This is a genomic window from Maribacter polysaccharolyticus, assembly GCF_028882255.1.
GTDB lineage: Bacteria > Bacteroidota > Bacteroidia > Flavobacteriales > Flavobacteriaceae > Maribacter_A > Maribacter_A polysaccharolyticus.
On the sequence record NZ_JARBUY010000002.1, the window covers coordinates 218305 to 240775 of the forward strand.

General features: G+C 41.9%; 9 protein-coding genes. All 9 read right to left on the reverse strand.

All coding sequences use genetic code 11. From position 1 onward, the window contains the following. Positions 1-53: 53 nt before the first annotated feature. Positions 54-1481, reverse strand: coding sequence for a SusD/RagB family nutrient-binding outer membrane lipoprotein (locus PHU20_RS06880; protein WP_274824622.1), 1428 nt, complete (start codon positions 1479-1481; stop codon positions 54-56). Between the two features lie 10 nt (positions 1482-1491). Continuing rightward, positions 1492-4731 (reverse strand): SusC/RagA family TonB-linked outer membrane protein, encoded by a 3240-nt coding sequence (locus PHU20_RS06885; protein WP_274824623.1) that lies wholly within the window; start codon positions 4729-4731, stop codon positions 1492-1494. A gap of 977 nt (positions 4732-5708) precedes the next feature. Further along, entirely contained in the window at positions 5709-6560 is an 852-nt protein-coding gene (locus PHU20_RS06890; protein WP_274824624.1) for a hypothetical protein, read from the reverse strand. Between the two features lie 18 nt (positions 6561-6578). Then, positions 6579-7961 carry a SusD/RagB family nutrient-binding outer membrane lipoprotein gene (locus PHU20_RS06895; protein WP_274824625.1) on the reverse strand — a complete coding sequence of 461 codons (1383 nt, stop codon included), beginning with the start codon at positions 7959-7961 and terminating at the stop codon, positions 6579-6581. A 13-nt stretch (positions 7962-7974) separates the two neighbouring features. Then, a complete protein-coding gene (locus PHU20_RS06900) occupies positions 7975-11196 on the reverse strand; it encodes a SusC/RagA family TonB-linked outer membrane protein (RefSeq protein WP_274824626.1) in 3222 nt (1073 codons plus the stop codon). A 1110-nt stretch (positions 11197-12306) separates the two neighbouring features. Then, positions 12307-13635 (reverse strand): SusD/RagB family nutrient-binding outer membrane lipoprotein, encoded by a 1329-nt coding sequence (locus PHU20_RS06905; RefSeq protein ID WP_274824627.1) that lies wholly within the window; start codon positions 13633-13635, stop codon positions 12307-12309. 10 nt (positions 13636-13645) lie between these two features. Next, on the reverse strand, positions 13646-16825 hold the full coding sequence (locus PHU20_RS06910) for a SusC/RagA family TonB-linked outer membrane protein (protein WP_274824628.1): 3180 nt from the start codon (positions 16823-16825) through the stop codon (positions 13646-13648). Between the two features lie 460 nt (positions 16826-17285). Beyond that, complete coding sequence (locus tag PHU20_RS06915) at positions 17286-18734, reverse strand: SusD/RagB family nutrient-binding outer membrane lipoprotein (protein WP_274824629.1); 1449 nt, start codon at positions 18732-18734, stop codon at positions 17286-17288. Between the two features lie 14 nt (positions 18735-18748). Then, the gene (locus PHU20_RS06920) at positions 18749-21901 is read right to left on the reverse strand and encodes a SusC/RagA family TonB-linked outer membrane protein (RefSeq protein ID WP_274824630.1); all 3153 of its coding nucleotides are present in this window, start codon (positions 21899-21901) and stop codon (positions 18749-18751) included. Between the last annotated feature and the right edge of the window lie 570 nt (positions 21902-22471).

Sequence of the window (22471 nt, forward strand, 5' to 3'; positions counted from 1 at the left end):
CCGAAATGGTTAGCCTTTTTTTAGTGTTAAGCTATTTTAGTACTATCAAAGGATTAATTTACATCCCAGAAAATGGTTGAACTTGCTTCGTCTCCTCCCATATTGGAAGAAGCTTCGTCATAATTGGTTCCATTGATTTTGGATTCGTCCAAAGGATAGATCATACGATTAGGATTTTCGGTTCCCGATGATTCGGCTACAGCCAATTCTGGAATACCTGTTCTTCTTGCTTCTGTCCATGCTTCATGACCGTTATGGAATAGGGCTATGTACTTTTGCATTCCGATGGATTCGTCCCAATTGGCAGAATCGTATGGGTTAAGTGCAATGTAAGCCGTTGCTTCCGTTGCGGTCAAGCCTAAATATTCAAAGGAAGCTGTAATACCGGCTGAATAATAGTCTGAGGCCGACCCGGAAATATATCCGCGTTCTACCGCTTCTGCCAGTTCAAAACAAACTGTGGCATACTCCATGATGGCAGATGGTCTAATCGAGTTTTCGGTCCAATCGGGATTGAAGTGTGTGAGTTCGGAATAGGCGTTTCCACTTGCTCCGTAAACGCCACCAACATATCCGCTATCAATATTGTCATCATAAAAGACCGCCAATCTTGGATCGGAATAAGACTCTAATAACTCTAAGAAATTTTCCGTTGCCACAAAGTCTGAAGCCCTAGCGTCTACATAAAAATAGTCATACAATGGGTTGATGTAGGGTTGGGTCCCAGACCAGGTCAATAAGGGCATATCATCATTGCTGGTAAATACCCCTCCGCTTACCGCAGCTTGGATCAATTCGCTAGCTGTTGTAGTGTCATAATTTGAAATTCTTGTTCCCAACTTCAATTGTAAACTATGTGCGAATTTCTTCCAAAGCGTCATGTCGCCACTATAGATCAAGTCGGAGGTGCCAAATGAATCTTCGGAAGTATCTATTAAACTGATGGCATTTTCCAATTCTTGAATGATCTGTTCGTAAACATATAGGTCATCATCATAGGCCGGAGTAATATTATCGATATCCAAGGCTTCTGTGTATGGAATGTCTCCAAAATTGTCTACCAAATACTGATAAGCAAATACTTTTAGTATTGATATTACGGCCAACTTATTGTTTTTGATGGGTTCTTCTGCAGAAGAGGCTTCTTCGGCTTCAATAAGCTCATAGGCAGACTGTAATTCATACAAACTGGTAGAATAGATGTTGTACCAGATATTCCCTCCTACATCCCTGTTGGACGCATCGTAATTGGATTCATTGATATAGGTGGTTTGGGTGGCATAGTTTGCCCAAAATCTACCTACGTTATTGTTGTAATTAGCATCGCAAAATTGCCATACCAACCTGTATTGGCCATAAGAGAACAAATAATCCCCATCAACACTTTCCGGGTTTTTCGGGTCAATATTATATTCTTCTATATTATCGGTACAGGAAATGGTAGCGAGTACTAATGTTAGTGCAAATAATATTTTTTTCATGACTTTTTTTTTAGAATTTAAGAGTAACATTAAAGCTAACATCTTTTGTAGAGGGGAGGGATCCATTTTGGATACCCCTATAGTTACCAGAGCTGGAGCTATATTCTGGATCTCCGTAAGGAAGGTTTTTATGGATGATCCATAAATTCCTGGCAGAAGCACTAAGGGTTAGTGCGGTAAAGGGTAGCTTTTCCATTAATCTGCTTGGGAAATCATAACCAAGGGAAACCTCCCTTAATTTAATATAGGAAGCGTCATAAACAAATTGTTTGGAGGGGGCGTAACCGCTACCTTCAGATGAACCGCCATAATAACCGAAAGGTGTGGTATAATCACTGGCATCTGCCCTGGTCGTATTGGTTGTACCGTCTGCAGTAACTCCATTTAAAAGAACACCACCGCCATCGGCAACGGCGTCCCTGATCGGATTGCCCAATTCGTTGTTTCCAGCGGTTTCTTTGTAAAGACCGGTTGCATTACCAAAGCCCATATCGACACTATAGATGTCCCCACCTTTTTGCATATCGATCAAGAATCCGAAAGTAAAGTTCTTATACTTGAAGTTGTTGTAAACACCACCGATCCAGTCTGGTTGGATGTTACCGATAATTTCATCGGAATCATCGGAATCGATGTATTTCCCGTCAGAGCCAACGATCCTTTGGTTGGTGTCGCCATAATATTGGTAGTCGGTACCTGTAATGGTACCATAGGCTTCTCCTTTGGTAGCGTTTATGGCAACATCCCAAGCGGAGTATAACAGAAGGTTTTCAGAATCACCATCCAATGAAATGACTTTATTTTTGTTTTTGGCCCAGTTTAGATTAACGTTCCATTGGAAATCATTGTTTTGTATTGGGGTGGCATTCAAGGCTATTTCGACACCCTTGTTTTCCATTTCCCCAGCGTTGATCCATTTGTAATAGAAACCTGTTGCTGTGGAAACTTGGGAACTTAGGATCTGATCGATCGTATTTTTCTTATACAACGATACTTCAAGTCCCAATCTGTTTTGTAAAAATTTCGCTTCGACCCCAGCTTCCAACTCAGTTGTTGATTCTGGTTTTAAATCGTTGTTTTGGGACGTTGCGCTTATATAATACAATGGTGTGGAGTTGAAAGAATCCGCTGCAGAAACCGTATTGTTAACGCTATATACAGGTGCGTCATTGGAAACTTCGGCATAACTCAATCGTAATTTACCAAAAGTCAACCAATCCAAATTGGTCACATTGCTAAAGATAAAGCTACTCGATACGGAAGGATAGATATAGGAGTTGTTGTCCTCGGGTAATGTTGAGGAAACGTCCCTTCGTATAGTACCGTCTAGGTATAACATGTTTTTATAGCCAAGGGAAGCTTGCGCGTATAATCCGACTTTTCTTGTTTGCCAATCGTTTTCCGATGGCGCACTCAATGAGCTGTAGGTGTTGCTAAGGGCCCATAAGCCTTCAATGACCAAGCCTCCATTGGTTTGGGCATCCGTACTGTTATATTTTTTATCCTGTAAACTAGCACCTACCAAACCTGTAAGTGTAAGGTCATCATTCAATTGTTTGTTGATGTTCAATAAGAAGTCGTAATTGTATTGTTCGTACCTACGATTTATTTTTCTATAGTACGATTGATCTACACTACCGATGTTTTTTCTTTCCTCAACCAAATCCGAATAGGTGTCCGCACCGATCCTACCTGTCGCGGTCAACCAATCGGTAACTTTGTAGTCAATATTGGCGTTACCCAAGAATCTGGTCCTGGTATCCGTTTCATAATTTTCGTACAACGTATAGTAAGGGTTGTCAAAATAGTGTGGAGATAAATCATCCGCGGAATTAGGGTTCCAGGTAATGTTTTCGCCCGTACTAAAATAGGCTTGTTTTTGTTTTTCCAAATCCACATTGGTTTGGAACCATTGACGTAACATCTGTACGACGTTTCCGCTGTCATATCCCGTACCATAACGACCTTGGCCGGAAGTTTTGGAATAGGTACCCTTGGCGGTCATTTTTAACTTGTCGCTAAGGTCAGTAGTTCCGGAAAGGGTAATGATATCCTTTCTGATTTTACTGTTGGGTAATATACCCGATCTATCATCATTGGTATATCCAAATCTAAATGCACTTTTCTCTGTACCCCCATCCAAAAAGATATTGAGTACATTGGATGTCCCGGTTTGGAATATACTGGAAGGTCCATTTTCCGGAGCTGTCCAGGAGCCTGGTTGTAGATAGGTGTCCTCAAGTTGAGGGTAAAGGTTATCCCATTGGTACACGGTTAGATTTTCATCATAGGCTCCACCAAAACTTGCGTCTTCCCCAATAGGAGCCAGAAGGTCATCAATGCCATCACCATCAACGTCGGTATCATAAAAATACCCTGTAGAACCATAATAGGCACCATAACCGGCGCCATATTCGAATTGGTACTCCGGGAAGGTGGAGAAATCCACTTTGCTAACGGATGTTGTATTGCTCACGGTAATGCCCAGACCTTTGTTCTTAGAGCCTTTTTTGGTGGTGATCAAAATCACCCCATTGGCAGCATCCGAACCGTATAGGGCAGAAGCGGTAGTACCTTTAAGAACCGAAACGCTAGCTATGTCTTCAGGATTGATATCCGAAGCGGCATTACCATAGTCATACCCTCCGCTATTGGTTGCTTGGGAACTGTCGTTGTAATTGGTGTTACTAATAGGAATACCATCTACAACAAACAAGGCTTGGTTGGAGTTCGATAAGGAACTTGACCCCCTTAAAACAACGTTTATCGAGCCTCCAATACTGTTACTCTTCTTAATGTCCAAACCGGCGACCTTACCGGAAAGTGAGCTGATAAAACTTTGTTCTTTTGAGTTGCTCAAGGCTTCTCCTGAAACTTCCTGTACCGAGTAACCTAAAGATTTTTTACTTCTTTCAATACCTAGTGCCGTAACCACAACCTCATCCAAGGCTTGGGCGTCTTCCGACATTTGGATATTAACGGTGTTTGAAGCACCAACCACTAAAATCTCATCTTTGTATCCAATGTAGGAAAACACCAAAGATTGTCCCTCAGTTGCCTTGATGGCATAATTGCCATCGAAGTCGGTTTGGGTACCCCGAGTGGTATTTTGTACTAAAATGTTGACCCCTGGTAATGGTAGACCATCTTGGTCTGTGACATTGCCTGAAATCGATTTTTCTTGTGCAAACGAAATGTGCACAATTAACGCCATTAAGAGCGTCAAGATTCCTCTTGAAATTGTTCTCATCTTATATATTTATTTGATTTAGCAAGGGTAAAAGTTATAAAAGCGTGTTAATAATCCAATAATTGTTTCTTAAACCTTAAGAAATGCTTGTGTTAATTATAACATTGTCATCGAATTATGTGGTAGGTTAATAAATTGTTATTTTGAGAACAATAAAATATTAAAAAAATAAAAAAACACCCATATAGTGGCAATATGTTAATATACTGATAATTAAAGGGTTGTTTTTTATGAATATGATAATCTGAACTTAAAGATAATTTAGGTTATTAACATAAAAAACGATTATAAAATGTTAATAAAGGTACTTTTGTTTTTGAAAAAACGGATATGCTGTTATAGTGTTGAAAAAGAAGCAAAAAATTAACAGTTTGTATTTGGTGTTTTAGTGAAAAACCGACGGATTTGGAAGGTGGTGTTAAAGCGGGAATTTCGATGGATGTCCAGTGCACATTGCAGGGCCTTGTTGTCCTGAAAACCTATAGGGGATTTCTGTGTTGATTGGATCTTGTCCGGTAGCCTTTTGTTTAAAGGTGTTTTGTTTGCTTTGTTTTGAAGGTAGGTGGGTAAATGTGGTGCTATTGGTTAAAATGGTAAAAGAGCATTATGGAATATTTGTTGCTCGATTTTTAAGATTTAAAGGTGGCTTATTATGATATATATTGGATATACTTTCCTGTTATATCCATCTTTTTTGTTTGATGGGGTAGGGTGTTGTGCCATAAAATTTTAGTAAGTAGCCCTATTTATGTTCTCGGGAATGGGGGAAGTGGTTGGAGTGGGGCATTATTTTATATCCGTTGTGTTTATAATGTTGTCCATTGTATTTAGAGGAGGTAAAAGGGTGGATAGGGTTGAAGTAAGTTATAAGGATATTGTGATGATGATGTTGAAGATTAAATTGTTAAAACGAAAAACGCCACTACCTTTTGGGTAGTGGCGTTCTGTTGGTTTGGTTTATAAGGGAGTACCTTATGTTATTTGTTTGTGCAGACTTCGAAAGGCATTTGTCCTGCAACACCTTCCCCCGCGTTTATTTTATAAACTTCTACTCCATTGGGGTCTAATATGCTCAATCCAATTTCACCCCACCAATCACCAGGGAAGTTCCATTTGACCGATTGTGCGCCTTCAGGAATGGTTACGATTGCAGTCGCCTCACTTGGGCCTTCAACACATCCGTCATATGGACTGGCTTCATATGGGGTACACATACCCACTTCGGTAATGCTGCCATCAATGGTAACTTGGATTCCGTCCCCGCCGTTTCCGGAAGTCGTCTGCCAACCATCTCCATAGGTATCGACCATGTTGATGGTGTAATCCCCGGCAAGCCAACTGCATGGGGCAGGGCGAAATAAGCTCAAGATCAATTGCGTGGCCGTGTCTGCTGCATTTTCACCGGCATCCAAATTTAAAATTAGGGTGACCGTTTCGTCTATTGGCATATTTTCAGCAACGGATGTTAAGGTAGTTGATGCCGTAACTTCCCCTGCTGGAATAACCACGGAGGTTGCCCCCAGTTCATACATGTCCGCATCTGCGGTTGAAGCGCCATCAATACTGAAATTGATGGTAGTTGCTTCGTCTAAAGGAAGGCCTAGGATTCCTATATCTATGGTGGTTTCTATTTCAACAATGTCCCCCGTTGGTGAAAAATCGGTGGAAAATGAATTTTCGGTGTTTTTAAACTGCACATAATATGTGGCATCGGGATCTGGACTATTGCCGGTGAGTGCCTCAAAATTATTTTCGTCCCAATCACAGGATACTACCAGTAGCATCGAAACCGAAATAAAGGCCAATTGTTTTATAATGTTTTTCATCATTTTTATGTTTTTAAAAGATTATTGGTCCCACCAAAGTTTGGTTAATAATGTCACACTGGGTACATTTTGGGTGTTGTAGTCCAGCTCTGCCTGAGGGTAAGGGAATCTAAGCGGGATTTCACTGATAACCGCATCGGAAGCCAAAGTGAGGCCGGGAAACCCGGTCCTTCTATAATCTGCATACGGTTGGTTGGTAGCAGCTCCATCAATATATTTCTGTGTCATTATCTTCTCTAAAGTAACGGGGTCTCCATTGATGTTGGCATCCAACCAAGCGGTATTCGCATCACCTGTGATCCTTAACATTGAGGCTGCCACAGCTTCTTCATACGCTTCTTGTGCTCCGGTTTGTCCAAGGACAAATTTTGCCTCGGCCTCAATGAACTTCAATTCGGAATAGGTCATCAATTTGGTAGGTGCATCAAAGGCGGCAAGATTGGGCCCTGGATATGAGGCGCCTGCATCCTGACTTCTAAGGGCGCTACCTGAGTAATTGCCGTCTGCATCTTCTTCCGCGTAAAAAGGCAATCTTGGATCGTCTGTGGCCAATAACAAGTCGATTAAGTAGGCTCCCATTCGAATGTCCGTTCTTTCTTCCATAAATTGGTAGATAGGGTTGCGGTTGGCGTCTTCCCATGGGACCAACATGTCATCATCATTGGAGGTGAACCCATTCTCAAGAGCCTCTAAGGCTGCAGTATATGCAGAATTTCCATTTAAGGCAGACAATTGAATGGCGTGTCTTGCCTTTAAGGAATAGGCTGCTTTTGTCCAAAGATCCAAATCCCCATCATATATAACATCACCAGAGACTGAGATGGTATTGCTACTGTTGTTTAAGTTTACGATAGCATCGTCTAGGAGTGTATTGATCATGGTGTAAATGGATTCCTGCCCGTCATATGTCGGACTTAATACATTCTCCCCGCCCTTAAAGGCTTCGGTGAATGGCATATCCCCGAACAAGTCGGTTCCGATTCCCAGGGAAGTTGCCATAAGTACTTGGGCTACCCCTTCGAAATTTGGGGATTCGATACCTTCTTCATTGGCTTTTTCGATGATAAGGGTGCAGTTCATCATCATTTCCGTGTAGATGGGGTTCCATAGGTTTCCTGTGTCCGCTGCGGTTAATTGGTACCTACCTTCGGTAAAGGATTGACGGTCGACACCTTCGAAAATTTGCATCCAGATATTGTTGGTACGTACCGAGTTGTTGCCTACAAGGTTATACCCCATGGATTGTTGAATACCGGGAAGTATCAGACTCATGGAAACATCTGACGGTTTGTCCGGATCGATATTGATGTCAGAGTCATTCCACTTCTCGCAAGATATGGTGAAAACAAGTACTGACAACAGAAGTATCAGGCTTTTATATGTTGTGATTTTGTTTTTTTTCATGATCTATTTTTTTTTAAAATGTCAATTTAAGGCCTAAGGTATAGCTGCGGGTACCCGGACTATTGAAATAGTCCATACCCTGGGCGTTGGTAGCTCCACCTAGATTGGTTTCTGGGTCGATACCTGAATACGGGGTGTCTATCCATAAGTTCCTGCCTGAGAAGTATATCTGCCCTCCTTTGATGACGTCACCTATTTCCGGTAGGTTGTAAGCAAAGGTCAAATCTCTTAACCGCACCCAATCAGCGGGCTCCATGGCTGCAGAAGATGGTCCCCCACCAAAGTTACTACCTTGGCCTGTGAACCATTCTTGGTCTTGGACTACCGGGGTCACGTTCTTGACCCCATTAGTGACTATGTCACCATTGGAATCAATATGTCCATAGACGCCATCCATCACAACCAAATTCTCTTCCGGGGTGGCATTAAAATCGATACTGCCATCGGTGTTGTAGTATACTTCGCGATTTACCGTACGCTCACTAACCCCAAAGTAGTTCATTGCAAAGGCGGTACCGTTATACATGACGCCTCCTTTCTTTATGTCTATCAAGAAAGATAGGGAGAGGTTTTTGTAGGTAATGGTATTGGTGATGTTTGCGGTCCAATCGGGATTGAAGTTTCCAATGGGTACCAATCCTTGAGCGGTATTGGTCATTGGGTAGCCATCCCTATAGCTGTCTGTTGGGTCGTCATTGATCAAAATATTCCCATTGTTGTCCCTGTACCAATCTTCTCCGAAAATGCTTCGGTATTCCTCACCTACTACGGCCCGTACTTGAGGGGTGGTAAATCCACCAAGGAAGATGTTGTCAACACCATCTGCCAAAGCGGTTACAATATTGGTGAATTGGGTGTAGTTCGCAACAAAATCCCATGAGAAATCCTCAGTTTTTATAGGATTGGCGGTCAGGCTTATTTCAACACCTTTGGATTCCATTGCCGCGGCGTTTAGGAAGACAGAGTTAAATCCTGAAGAGGGTGCAATCGGTACGGCCATTAATAGGTCGGTATTGGTATTGTTGAAATACGTGAAATCAATACCTAACCTACTTTTGAAAAATCGAAGGTCGGCACCAACTTCCCAGGTATCCTGTGTCTCGTGTTTCAAATCTGAATTCCCTAAATCATCATCAACGAAAAACGCTGTTTGATCTTGATATGGGAACTGGTAGGAAATACCATTGGCGTCACCGGTCCAACCGTCCCCTCCGTTAGCAGCTTCGTAATAGTTGCTAGTGCTATATACTGGAGCGATGTTCGCTGTGCGTGCTGCGGAAGCCCTTAATTTACCAAAACTGAAGAAATCACTTTTTAAATCCCCTAGTTCGCTAAAGACGAATCCAAGGCTGGCTGAAGGATAGAATGCCGATTTGTTTTGCTGTGGCATGGTCGTGGCCCAATCATTTCTTCCCGTAAATCCTAAAAAGATAATATCGTCATAGGATACTTGTAAGTCGGCAAAAACGGCCGAGGTCCTATAATTCGCGGTTCCGGTCTGGGTTGTATTGGCACTTGAGTTGTTCAGTTGGTAGAAATCCGGGATTTCCAAACCGGTAGCATCCCCGAATAAGAACTTGTTGTAATCTGAAAAAAAGTTGTTACCCAAGGTAATACTCATGTCCAGTTTATCCGAAATGTCTTTTCGATAGGTAAGCAATAAATCCGAATTGAAAACACTGTTGAATTCCATATATTCCCCTAAATACCCTGTTGGATTTCCTCTAGATCCGATTTTGAAACGATCCACATACTTGGTATTGTACCAATCGATACCTGTGTTGTAGTTTAAGCTCAATTCATCGGTAAATTGGATGTTGAGGTTTATGTTTCCGGTAAATCGGTTAACATCCTCTTCATAGGCAATATTGTTGGCTACCCAATAGGGGTTGTCGTACCCGCCACCGTTTCGATAGTTTCGTTGTGAGCCATCGGCAAATTCATAACCGGCGCTGTTGTCAAAAGTGGTTGCGGTTCGTAACAGACCCAACATAATACCCGAAACATTGGATCCTTTTTGAATTTGGACCGCTCTTGAATTGGTATAGGCCATATTCGCACCAAATTTGATACTTTCGGAAATTTTGGTTGAACCATTCAGGCGAACTGTGGTTCTTCCGTAAGTATTGTTGGGTATGATACCGGTTTGTTCCAAGTTGGACAAGGAGAAGAAATAATCACCTTGTTCCGTGCCATTACTTATACTGAAACGGTTGTTCAATTGATATCCATTTTGAAAAAAATCAAAAGGATCATAATATTGGGCTGGAGTGCCGTTTCCTGTTCCTTTGGCAACCAATCTGCCATTGGGGTCCCAGATATAGGAAGTGTCCCCGTCGTATTCCAAACTCGATATTTCGGGCCCCCAAGAAAATGCTGAGCCGCCTATCCAGGTTCCGGCGGATCCTTGAGCGTATTTTTTTTGCCTTGCAGGTAGATTGGAAACCACATCGACACCAATGGAAGTATGGAACTCTATTTTTCTTTGTGTTAGGTTCTTACCTGATTTAGTGGTGATGATTATGGCTCCGTTCGCAGCGCGAACTCCATAAAGAGCAGTTGCGGCACCACCTTTTAATACGGAAAGGGTCGCAATATCATCAGGGTTGATGTCAATGGTTCTGTTTGAGGTGTTGACCCCGCCGGTTCCACTGAAACCCCCACCCGAGTCGATGGGCTGGCCATTGACTACGAAAAGGGGTTGGTTGTTTCCCGTTATGGACGCCGAACCCCTAATGGTGATAAATGTAGAGGCTCCTGCTTCACCAGAGGAGTTGACGATTTGGACCCCTGATGTTGCCCCTGAAAGGGAGTTTACGAGATCGGCATTGGGTTTTACGCTAATGGCTTCAGCTTCAACACTCTGTACGTTATACCCTAGTCCTTTTTCACTTCGGGTAATACCCACGGCGGTTACTACCACCTCGTCCAAAGCTTGGGCATCGTCTTGCATTTGAACATCAATCGTATTGCCGGCACCGACCACCTTTCTGATGTCTTTTTGTCCTACATAAGTGAAGAGTAGGGTTTGGCCTTCTGATGCCCTTATGGTGTAAAGTCCATCAAAATCAGACTGGGTCCCAGTCGTGGTACCTAGTATAACAATGTTGACCCCCGGTAAAGGTAGACCGTCTTGATCTGTAATTGTACCGGAAATCGCTTTTTCCTGTGCATAAGAAATGTGCACAACAAACGCTAAAAGTAGCGTTAAGATTCCACTTAAAGTTGTTTTCATTTTCATGATGTTTGAATTAGTTCTGAGCTAAAATCTTAATATTAAGTTAATAATACAAGTTTATTTTAATAAAAAAATTAGTAATTGTTAAATATAAAACTTCAAATGTGGCGGAATACGTAGTAAAATATAGAGATACATGGCATATGCTCAAAAGTTTGAAGCAGGTAAAAAAAAGCAGTTTAGGCACATTAAACAAATAAAAACCTTTTGGTCTGGGTTGTTGGTCGCTCTTGTATGAAATAGCCTTAACTGGGTGGTATGTGAGGTGGACTATAACTTACGAAGACCCTGAATTTTGGATGACCCTGGTTTTTAATCCAATAGGATTATCACCGAGATGTTTTGAGTTAATTCTTATCTATTGGGTGGGTACTTGCAGGGGTGTCTCCAATATCAGGTGGATGGTAAGTCCATCTTCATGACCTTAACCTAGGTCTAGCCTGTAATTAATATGTAGGCATAGCTATTGAATTCATTCAAAGTATGGGGATTTAAGATGCTACGGAAAACCTCAAATAGGGGGTAGGTACTGTTTGTTCTAAAACCCGGTGATCGGAAGATATATATTTCAATGGTTCTGTCGGTGTGGGAATTCCGTAGTTCGTAATCCTGAACATAAAAGTATTATGCATGTATTACAACATTTTCGGTGTGTTATGAAAGGGAATGGGTCACTTTCCCGATATTGGTCCGTAACCAAGGGAAAGGACTCTTCAACAAAGTATGGGTGTGGGAATTTGAATTTGATTTCACAAAAAAAGCCTGTTAAATGAATAACAGGCTTTGTTACTTCAAAAACTTAAACTTAAGGGATTGGTTTACATCCCACCAAAGGTTGGTGTGTAAGTATCTGTACCTTGTATGGCTATTATGGCGTCATAATTGTCCTTGTTGTTGTCCTCTAGGGAGGATCATACGCAAGTCTAACGGGAATTCTTGGGTCGCCTGCATATTCAGAAGGAATCAAATATGGAAAATTGACATTAAAGTATCTCAATCAATATTGATGTTGAACGGTTTGCTTTGTCTTTAAATGATTGATATGGGATGTATGGGTTAAAAAAAACCATCCGTTTTTCGGATGGTTTTTTTAAAAAGTTTGATGTTTTAATTGGTATCCCAGTCGACTTTGTCGGTTAAAGTAGCAGTTGGGGTATTGGTATTGAGTTCCACTTCGGTTTGTGGGTAAAGCCACCTTGTAGGAATGGCAACCCCGTTATTGGGTTCGAGTTCCGGTATGCCAGTTCTTCTCCAATCCGTAAAAGATTCCGGATTGGCGTATAAGGCAAACCATTTTTGGGTCATAACTTCTTCTAATGTAATTGTCGCTGGCGTAACCGATGCTTGTGCAATATAGGTGTCATATTCCGCTTCAAGGCCTAGGCTTGAAAAAGAGCTTTCGATACCGGCGAGATAAGCTTCACTAATAGCTGCTTGTGAACCCCCGGTTGCTATCAAGGCTTCTGCTTTTGCGAACATAAGTTCCGTGTAGGTTGTCAGTTCTACAGCTTGGTTTATAACGAAAAATTCATGTTCATCCAAAACATCTCCAAAAAGAGATGATCCGTCGCCATCATAAATATCCAATCTTGGGTCTGAATAAGCCGCTAGGGCTTCACCAAAGGTAGTGTTGAAGCCGATATCTCCCCTATCTCTGTTAAACTGGTACCAGGGTGCTGCTGTTGTTGCTCCTGTTCCAAATTGGAAAGTCATGTCTTCGGCAGATGAATCGAATGCGGAGTTGATTGAGTTTAAAGCGGCTGTATAATTGGAATTGTTTAACAATCCTTGATGAAGATATGCCCTTGCATCAATAGCATGGGTCCCTTTTATCCATAAAGAGGTGTCTCCGGAATAGATGACATCGCCAGAAATGGATAATCCCCCATCTCCTGCTGATAAATTTGATCGGGCGGATGCCAATAAAGAATGAATTTCAGTGTAAATTGATGCTTGGCTGTCAAAGGCAGGTTGTAAGATTTCAACTCCGGTAAATGCTTCCGTGTATGGAATGCTGTTCCAGTAGTCGGTCATTAGCATTAAAGTATATGCCTTTAGGGTCTGTCCTATGCCTACATAATGATTATAACCATTTTCGGCCGAGTTTTCGATCATTATGTTGAGGTTTTCAAGTACATCCACATAGAGATTACTCCAATCAGTGTCAAAATTTGACCCGGCAAAGTTATAACTATTGAAGCCTGCCTGTTGCCTGGCAACCCCTTCAACATGCTGTACGAAAAAGCCAGACCATCTTGAAAAATTCGCTCCGTAAGTATAGGCGAGGGTCAATTCGGCCGGAGTTAACAAAGCGCTTGGAGAAACAGAAACGGGGTCGTTGGGGTTTTCATTGGTGTCTTCTAAAAAGTCTTCGCACGATAGGCTTAAGCTTAGTAGGGATAATAAAAATCCTTTAAATAATATATTTTTTTTCATCGCTTATTTTTTAGAATGTTAAATTAATGCCGAAACCATATGATTTTGTTCCAGGATTGTTGAAGTAGTCTACCCCTTGGGCATTACTTGCTGCACCTGTTAAACTTGATTCCGGGTCAACACCGGTGTAAGGTGTTGAAAGGAAAAGATTATTTCCAGTGAATGTGACACTTATATTGTCAAAAAATTCACTTTTGATAGTGTTGGTCAAATCATAACTTAAATTCAAGGTTCTTAAACGTACCCATGAGGCATCTTGGACAAAATGTTCATCAACATTTCCGAAGCCATTTAAACCGCTAGAGCGATAGAAATACTCGTTGATTTCCGCGGGTATGTCGTTGACGGATCCATCGGATTGTTTAACGCCTTCAATAATTCTTGTTGAGCCTCTATCTTCGGTAATTTTAGCGGTTCCAACCCATGTTAGTGCCCAGTCAGTACCATTCCACATATCTCCTCCTTCTTTCCATTCGAGTAAAAAGTTCAAGGTTAAGTCCTTATAGGTGAACGTGTTGTTGAATCCTAAGGTGAAGTCTGGGGTAGGGTCGCCTACTATTCTTTGTTGTGGGTCTGCTATTTGGTACCCATAATTGAGGCTTTCCGGATTGTCATCAATGATGACATTTCCATCATCGTCCCTCAAGAAAGCACCTCCGTAAATTTGTCCGAATCGTTCCCCAGGAATGTTGGATATCACAAAACCACCTAAATATTGACTTTCTACCCCTTCTGCCAAGGTATTGACAATGGTTTCGCTTTTGTCAAAATTGATGCCTAGGTTATACTTGAAATTAGGGCCATCTATGATTTTTGCGTTTAGGGTAGCTTCGTATCCATTGGTTTCCAACTCACCTGAATTTAAAAAGCTCGAATTGAACCCTGTGGAATTTGCGATTGGAACCGCAAGAATTTGATCTTCTGCGAGTCTGTGGTAATATGCAAAATCCAGTGATAACCTGTTTCTGAACAATCGTAGGTCCAAACCAATTTCTTCAGACGTAACGGTCGAGGGTTTTAGTTCGTTGTTTCCTAGATCATCGTTAATTTGGAATCCGGCCATACCGTCGAAAGGAAAGGTGATACCAGTTGTCCATCCGTCTCCTATGTCCGCTACTTCGTAGGCTGTTGAAGTTGCATATGCACTTGGCGCACCTGCTCCTACTTGTGCCCATGAAGCCCTTAACTTTCCGAAGGAAAGAAAATCGCTTGTACCTGTTACTTCACTGAAGACAAATCCCAAACTGGCAGAAGGGTAGAATAAGGATAAATTGTCCAGTTTAAAGTCATTGGGGTCTTCCAGGGTCGATAAATAATCTTGTCTGGCTGTCAGTGTTAAATAGAGGGTGCGGTCGTATTCAAAGTCAAGTTGTCCGTAAAATCCAATATTCTTCTCTCTTGAGATGTCATAATCAGATTGTATTGAAGATGCATTGGTGATATTGTTGAATCCTTTGATCCCTAATTCGTCACCTTGGACATAAGTCTCGGTTACCCTTTCGGAGTAAATGTTAGTACCTATTAAATAGCCGAAATTCAATTTATCCGATAGGTCCACATTACCGTTCAAGTTAAAATAATTGTCGGTGTGTCGGTAATTGTAATTGTCTAAAATTATGGTACCGGCAACATTGGTTCTAGAACCAATATCAAAAAACTGTACCCTATCATCTGAATAGGCATCAACACCAATGTTGCCTGCTAGGTTTAACCAATCTGTAAACTTATAATTGAAACCGACACTTCCCACAAACCGATTGACCTCGTCTGTCCTTGGGGCATTGTTGATAATCCAGTATGGGTTGTCGTAACCTCCGCCCCCGCGATAATTCCTTTGAGATCCATCCTCGAACTCATATGCAGAAACTTCGTCTACCGCATTATCAAATCCATTGCTATTATCAAATGAAGGAGGGGTTCTTAATAATCCAAGCATAAAACCGGAAATGTTACTGCCTTGTTGGATCCTATAGGCATCTGAATTGGTGTAAGTACCTGAAAGGTTTACTGAAAATCTCTCATTTATCTGAGCGGAACCTGAAAAATTCAGGGTGTTTCTTGTGAAATCATTTTTTGGTATGACCCCCTTTTCGGTCATTTTACTATATGACATTCTAAAAGTTGTGTTTTCGCCACCACCTGAAATTGACAAACTGTTTTCGGTGGTAACCCCTGTTTTAAAAACTTCAAAAACGTCGTAAGGTTCGTATTTCTTTAGATTTCCGGTTAGATTACCTTCAACAATTCTACCATTCTTGTCATAGGCATAATCCGATCCATCCCAGTAGAGGTTTTCACTACTGGGCCCCCAGCTCCCAAATGTACCTGTTTCCGGTCCGGCCCAGACGCCATTTAAACCTTGGACAAAGGTCGTTTGGAGTTCGGGGTATTTGTTGACATCGGCAAAAGTTATGTTAGAGCGAATATTTACTTTCATTTTTCCGGCCTTACCTTTTTTCGTAGTAATTACAATAACACCGTTACCACCTTCAACTCCGTAAAGAGCGGCTGCACCTGCCCCTTTCAATACGTTGATAGACTCTATATCCGCAGGGTTGATGTCCATTCCCCTGTTTGATCCGGCAACCCCGGCGACCCTATCTTCACTAGCGAATTGATCATTGTTGACACGAACACCGTCTACTATCATTAGGGCCTGGTTGTTGCCTGACAAGGAGGTTTGGCCTCTGATTACAATCCTGCTACCTGCTCCTGCAGATCCGGAGGCACTAGTGATTTGTACACCGGCTGCTTGACCGGTAAGTGCGGAAAGCGCATCTGTCGCATTGGATTGGGAAATTGTTTCCGCACCAACGGATTGTACGGCATATCCCACAGCCCTTGTTTCCTTTTGAACGCCTAGGGCGGTAACAACGACTTCTTGTAAAGCCTGGGCGTCATCTTCCATTTGTACGTTATAGGTAGTGTCGCTACCTATATTTTGTCGTACGTCTTTCTGTCCAATATAAGTGAACAGTAATGTTTGTCCTTCTGAGGCTTTTATGGAATAATTGCCGTCAAAATCGGTTTGTGAGCCACTAGTGGTCCCTAATACCACGATATTGACCCCTGGGAGCGGTAAACCGGCCTGATCCGTTACCGTACCGGAAATCGTTTTTTCCTGTGCAACCGCAACATGCACAACAAACGCTAAAAATAGCGTTAGGATTACATTTGAATGTGTTTTCATATTAGTTGAGTTTGGTTTAGTAGTTGCCAAAAAACATAAAAAAATGTTAAAGAAACAAGCGTGAAATCAACAAAAAACACAAAAAAATATAAAAAAGAGAATCTATTAACCAACGAATACTTTGATTGAGAATAATATCAATAAAAACACCAAAAAGAATGGAAATAATAATGAAAATCGCAATAAAAAATGATTAATGATAGTAAAACTATTAAAAAAATAAATAAATCTTATTTGTGTTAAATTGAGTTAGGGGACATAAATTGATTAATGGTTGTTGCTTAAAAGGGTGATGAGGGTAAATAATGGAACTTATGACATATCCGGTTGAAAAGGAATTAATGAATAGGGACCATGTAGCGCGTTTGGTTCTATAGGTTGTTAAAAAAAATTGTTTTTAACAAAAAAAGCCTGTTAAATGAATAACAGGCTTTTTTACTTAAAACTTAAACTTAAGGGTTTAGTTTACATCCCACCAAAGGTTGGTATGTAAGTCATCTGTGCCTTGTATGGCTATTATGGCGTCATAATTGTCCTTGTTGTTGTCCTCTACGGAAGAATCATACGCAAGTCTAACGGGAATTCTTGGGTCACCTGCATATTCAGAAGGAATCAAAGTAGGTGCGTCAAGTCTTCTCCATTCGGCCCATGCTTCAGGTCCGTTCAAGTATAAGGCCACCCACTTTTCGTAAGCGATATCCTCAAGGGTTGCCGATGTATGGGAACTTAAATAGTCGGTGATGTCTGCGCTGTCAACATCCCAATACTCCATAGAGGCAGTAATGGCTTCTGCAAACAAGGTTGCGGTATCCGAGCCAACGCTCCAACCTCTTAGGGCTGCCTCGGCCATAGCGAATTTGGTCTGTGCTGCTGTGTAAACCGGGGTAGGATAAACCGGATCGTAGATTATCGTTGCCGTAGGGAACGAGTAGTCAGGGGTATTACCATTTACAGCACCATCGGGTGCACCAACGTAGGCAGCATCCGATTCATCGGGCCACGCCGGATTGCTGACAATGGAATCGGTCGCGGGTTCGGCATATTTGAACAATCTTGGGTCTAAATTGGAACGTAAGGATTCTACCATTTCCTCGGAAAGGATATAGTCTTCCCTAGTTTCAAAACGATCTTCCCACGGACTGTCACTGGCGTCATCCGATGCATAGTTGAATTCTATGTTTTCATCATTGCTTTGGATGTAATTCCCGGAAGCAATAACCTCTTCGAATTTTGATTGGGCCAAAGTCGCATTTACATCGGATAGTCTTAAGGCAGCCGTCATTTTCAATGAATTGGCAAAAACAATCCATCTACTCATATCCCCATCGAACATTAGGTCGCCTTCCGGTCCGGAAGCGGTTTCGTCTATCATGGCCAGAGCCTCGTCGATTTCAGTGAATAATATGTCATAGATTTCTTCTTGGGTATTGAATGCAGGCTGTGCATTATCCACACCTTGGAAAGCTTCTTCCCATGGTAATCCACCCCAGCTATCGGTCATGTAATGTAAGATAAAGGCCCTAACAAGTTTGGCCGTTGCTATTTGGTTGTCATTATCGCCATAAGCTGAAGCTTCTTCCATGGTGGATTCGTCTTCATTCAGGGAAATGATTTCATTCAGGTTCATAATGGCACCGGTATAGTAGTCATCATAACTAAAGGTTAGGGTGGCATATCTCGAATCACCGGGATATTGACCTTGGGTAAGATGCTGCATATAAAGGATGCCAGTCGTACTGGTGGTTATCGTGGAGATGTCTTTTTGGGCTTCTGTAAGTAATTGTGAAGTTACCGCAGAAGTGGGTCCGTTCGGATTTTCGTTGGTATCACCAAAATCGACATTTTCACACGAACTATATATAGCCGTAATACATGTCAATAGGACTATTTGTTTAAATATTTTATTCATTTTATCGTATTTTTTTAAAATGTTAATTTTAAATTAAGGCCAAATGAGGAGGTCATTGGTAGGGTACCGGCTTCGGCCCAGTTGACGTCATCTCTTTTTTCCAATTCAGAAGGGTCTATCCAAGGTAGGTCGGAATGGATCAACCAAACATTGTTGCCCAACAGGGAAACCTGTGCGTCGTCCAAACCAAATTTTTTGACCAATGATTGGTTAAAGGTGTACGTTAGTTTTACGGTCCTTAATTTAAAATAGCTGGCATCGTGAACGTTGTTTTCGTAGATGTTTCCTAGGTTGCTTGAACCAAAATAAGTTTGTGCATCAACATAGGTGTCGACCACAGTACCGTCGGATGTTGGATTGCCATCGCTATCCGTACCGGTTTGGAGTACACCGACAACATGAACACCCCCGCCACTGGCAACTGGATCTCTAAGAGGGTTTCCTAAATCGTTTAGGCCTGCGGTAATGGCAGAAAGGCCGGAATGATTCATATACCTTTCCGTTCTTGAGTAGTACAATCCTCCTTTTTGTCCATCAAAGCCTAAATACAGGTCAAGGTTTTTATACTTTAAGGAAGTTGAGAGACCTCCAGTGAAATCAGGTAGTAAACTTCCTATTTTCTTGTTGCTTTGGATCGCGTAGTAGTCGGTGTCGGTCAATATGACACTTCCATCGGTATGCCTGGCAAAACCGGTACCGTAAAATAAGCCATACTCTTCACCTACACGGGCTTGTAATTTCATGTTGGTGGTGTATGTACTGATGTCATAAGAATCTACCCCAGGGTATATTTCGTCAACAACCTTGGTAAGTGTCCCGAAATTGACCCCTAAATCCCAAGAGAAGTCATCGCTTTTGAGAATGGTTCCGCTTAGGGCCATTTCCAAACCGTTTGAGGTTGTTTTTCCGGAGTTGACGGTAATATCGGTATAACCGGTCGATCCATCCAATGAAACCGATGTTGGTAGATCTTCGTCGACCCTGTTAAAGTAAGTTACGTCAAATCCAATCCTATTTTTTACAAAACGGAATTCCGCACCAACCTCAAACTCAGTCCTGGTACCTCCAACTAAACTGCTGTTGCTCTGGGTATCGGGGACGGATAAAGTTCCGTAACCTTGATATAGATCCCCGGATTCATATACGCTGGTGATGTTGTAAGGCTCTGGAAAATAAGGGGCACCTGCGTAACCGGCTCGGAATTTGGCAAAAGTAATGGCATCACTTGGTTCAATAAGCTTATGGGCCAATAAACTGGCAGAGGCACCGAAAGTTTCTACCCTGTTGTCATCTGCAGATGCGGTGGAAGACCAATCCAATCTATAGGAGCCATCCAAATAAAGCAAGTCTTTATAACCAACCGAAGCTTTGATAAAGGCACCTCTGGTCTTGCTTTTTTCATAATAGGTGGTCGTGGTAACGGCATCGACCGAACCGGACAAATTATAAAAACCTGGAATCGAAAGGCCTCCATTGGTGGTGGCATATAGGTAGTTATAGTCGTTGTTGATCAATTCGCCCCCCAAGGCAACGTTTAAGTCGATATCACCATCGGAAAATTTATCGTTATAGGTGGCCATTCCAAAATAGTGCTCTTTGGTGTTCCTATATTGGTATTCCTCATAAAATGGGGTGTCTAAGGTACTTTTTGTAGATCCCCTGTCATTTCCTGAATACGAATTGAAAGTGCTTCTGATCTCACCCAATACGCTGAATTTTTCATTGAATTCATAGGTGATCCCTACTTTACCAAAGGCATTGTTTTTATAATCGTTCCTTAAGTTTTCATCGGTTTGGAAATAGGGTGAATCCCAATATAGAGGTTGGAAATTTCTAGGTCCTCCGATATTCCACGAGAGTATGGTACCGTTTTGTTCGTATTCTTTCAATCGATCCATGCTCAACTGTCTTTGCCACCATTGGTTGAAGTTCGATCCCAAGTTTCCGTAGTTTTGATCGGGGTTGTTCAATGTGGTCCTATCCTGGTAATTGAATACGGTTTGGATCGATAGTTTTTCGGTAATGTCGTAGCCTGCATTGATGGAGGCATTCACTGTCCTTCTGTTTGAATTGGGGATAATACCGCCTTGATTGATAAGGGATAATGAAGTTCTAAGGTTGTATCCTTCCCCTCCTTTGGCAAACGCAAAGGTGGTATTTGTGGTGATGGCGGTTTCGTAAAAATCCTTGACATCACTGGTAGTAGGGGACCATTCCCTTAATTCCCCGAAATTGTCGGAACCTTCCAACCAGGAGTCCCAATGGCGCACCAATTGTCCTTCCAATTTTGGTCCCCAGGATTCATCGGCATAGTAATCAGGATACAGATGACCATCAAAATCTGCCCATGAATCGGGATCTTGGGTGGGGTCATAGGTGAAGGTATTGAAAGTTTGGCTATAACCGCCGCCATATTCGTTTTGGAAATCAGGTACGGCAGATACCGCATTGATTGTTGTTGTTTGATCGATGGAAAATACCGCTTTCCCCGATGCCGCTTTTTTAGTGGTAATGATGATTACCCCATTGCGACCGTTTGGTCCGTAGATTGCGGTTGCAGATGCGCCTTTCAATACCGACATATCTTCAACGCTTTCCATATTGATATCACTGATCGAATATACTTGAACCCCATCAACAACATATAAAGCACCGGTTTCCCCCCTTAATTTGATTTCGGAGTTTCCGAATGTTGATGACGAATTACCAACGACCTGTACACCCGATACCCTACCTGCCAAGGCATTGTTGATGTCTGTTTGTCGTCCTTTCTGTAATTCTTCCCCAGATACGGATTGTTGGGAGTACCCTAAGGATTTTTTGTCCCTTTTGATACCTAAACCGGTAACTACGACCTCTTGAAGGGCCTGTGCATCATCTTCCATTGTTACATCGATACTGCTGCCGGCACCTACAGTAATGGTCACGTCTTTTTGTCCGACGTAGGTAAATAATAAGCTTTCGCCTTCTGAGGCATTGATGGTGTAATTACCGTCAAAATCGGTAAGGGTGCCTCTAGTTGTGCCGATCACAACTATGTTGACACCTGGCAGTGGCATGTCGAACTGGTCTGTGACCGTACCGGAAATCGTTTTTTCCTGTGCAAAAGAGATATGCACAACTAATGCCATGAGCAACATTAGGATCCTACTTAAAATTCTTTTCATTTGTTTCAATAATTTAATTGGTTGGCGGCAAAAATCTTAATAGATTGTTAATAAAGCAAAATATTAATCACAATAATAGCTGGTCTGTTGCGATTAATTCAATACTCATAAAATTGACGGTATTTAAATAAGTATTATTCAATTAAAAGGGTTAAAACTGAAGAATCGGCAACATTTGAATGGGTAGGCGATAAATAATTTCGGAAAAGCAGTAAAAACATGAATTATGTTCAGCGAAACTTTTGCGTCTATCGGTGTGTTCATGGGTTGGTTAAGAATTGACGTGCAATACTTTATGGGGGGTAGGGAGAAGGGAAAATGGGTTGTGCCTTGTTAAAAATAGATTGGTTTTTTTAACATTACAAGTGTCGCCTGGTGTATTGGAAATGTCCTTTTTCCTTAAAAACGGCCGAAGTTGATTTATTGGGTGTAAAGTGTTCCCTAAGGGATTTGCTTGTGATTTTCCGTGACCTTGATAGGGGTTGCCATCCGGATCGATTACAGCCGATGGGTAGTAATGGGGCGAGGGTTTAATATCGTCCTTAAAGTAATGGAAATAAAAAGCCCCTG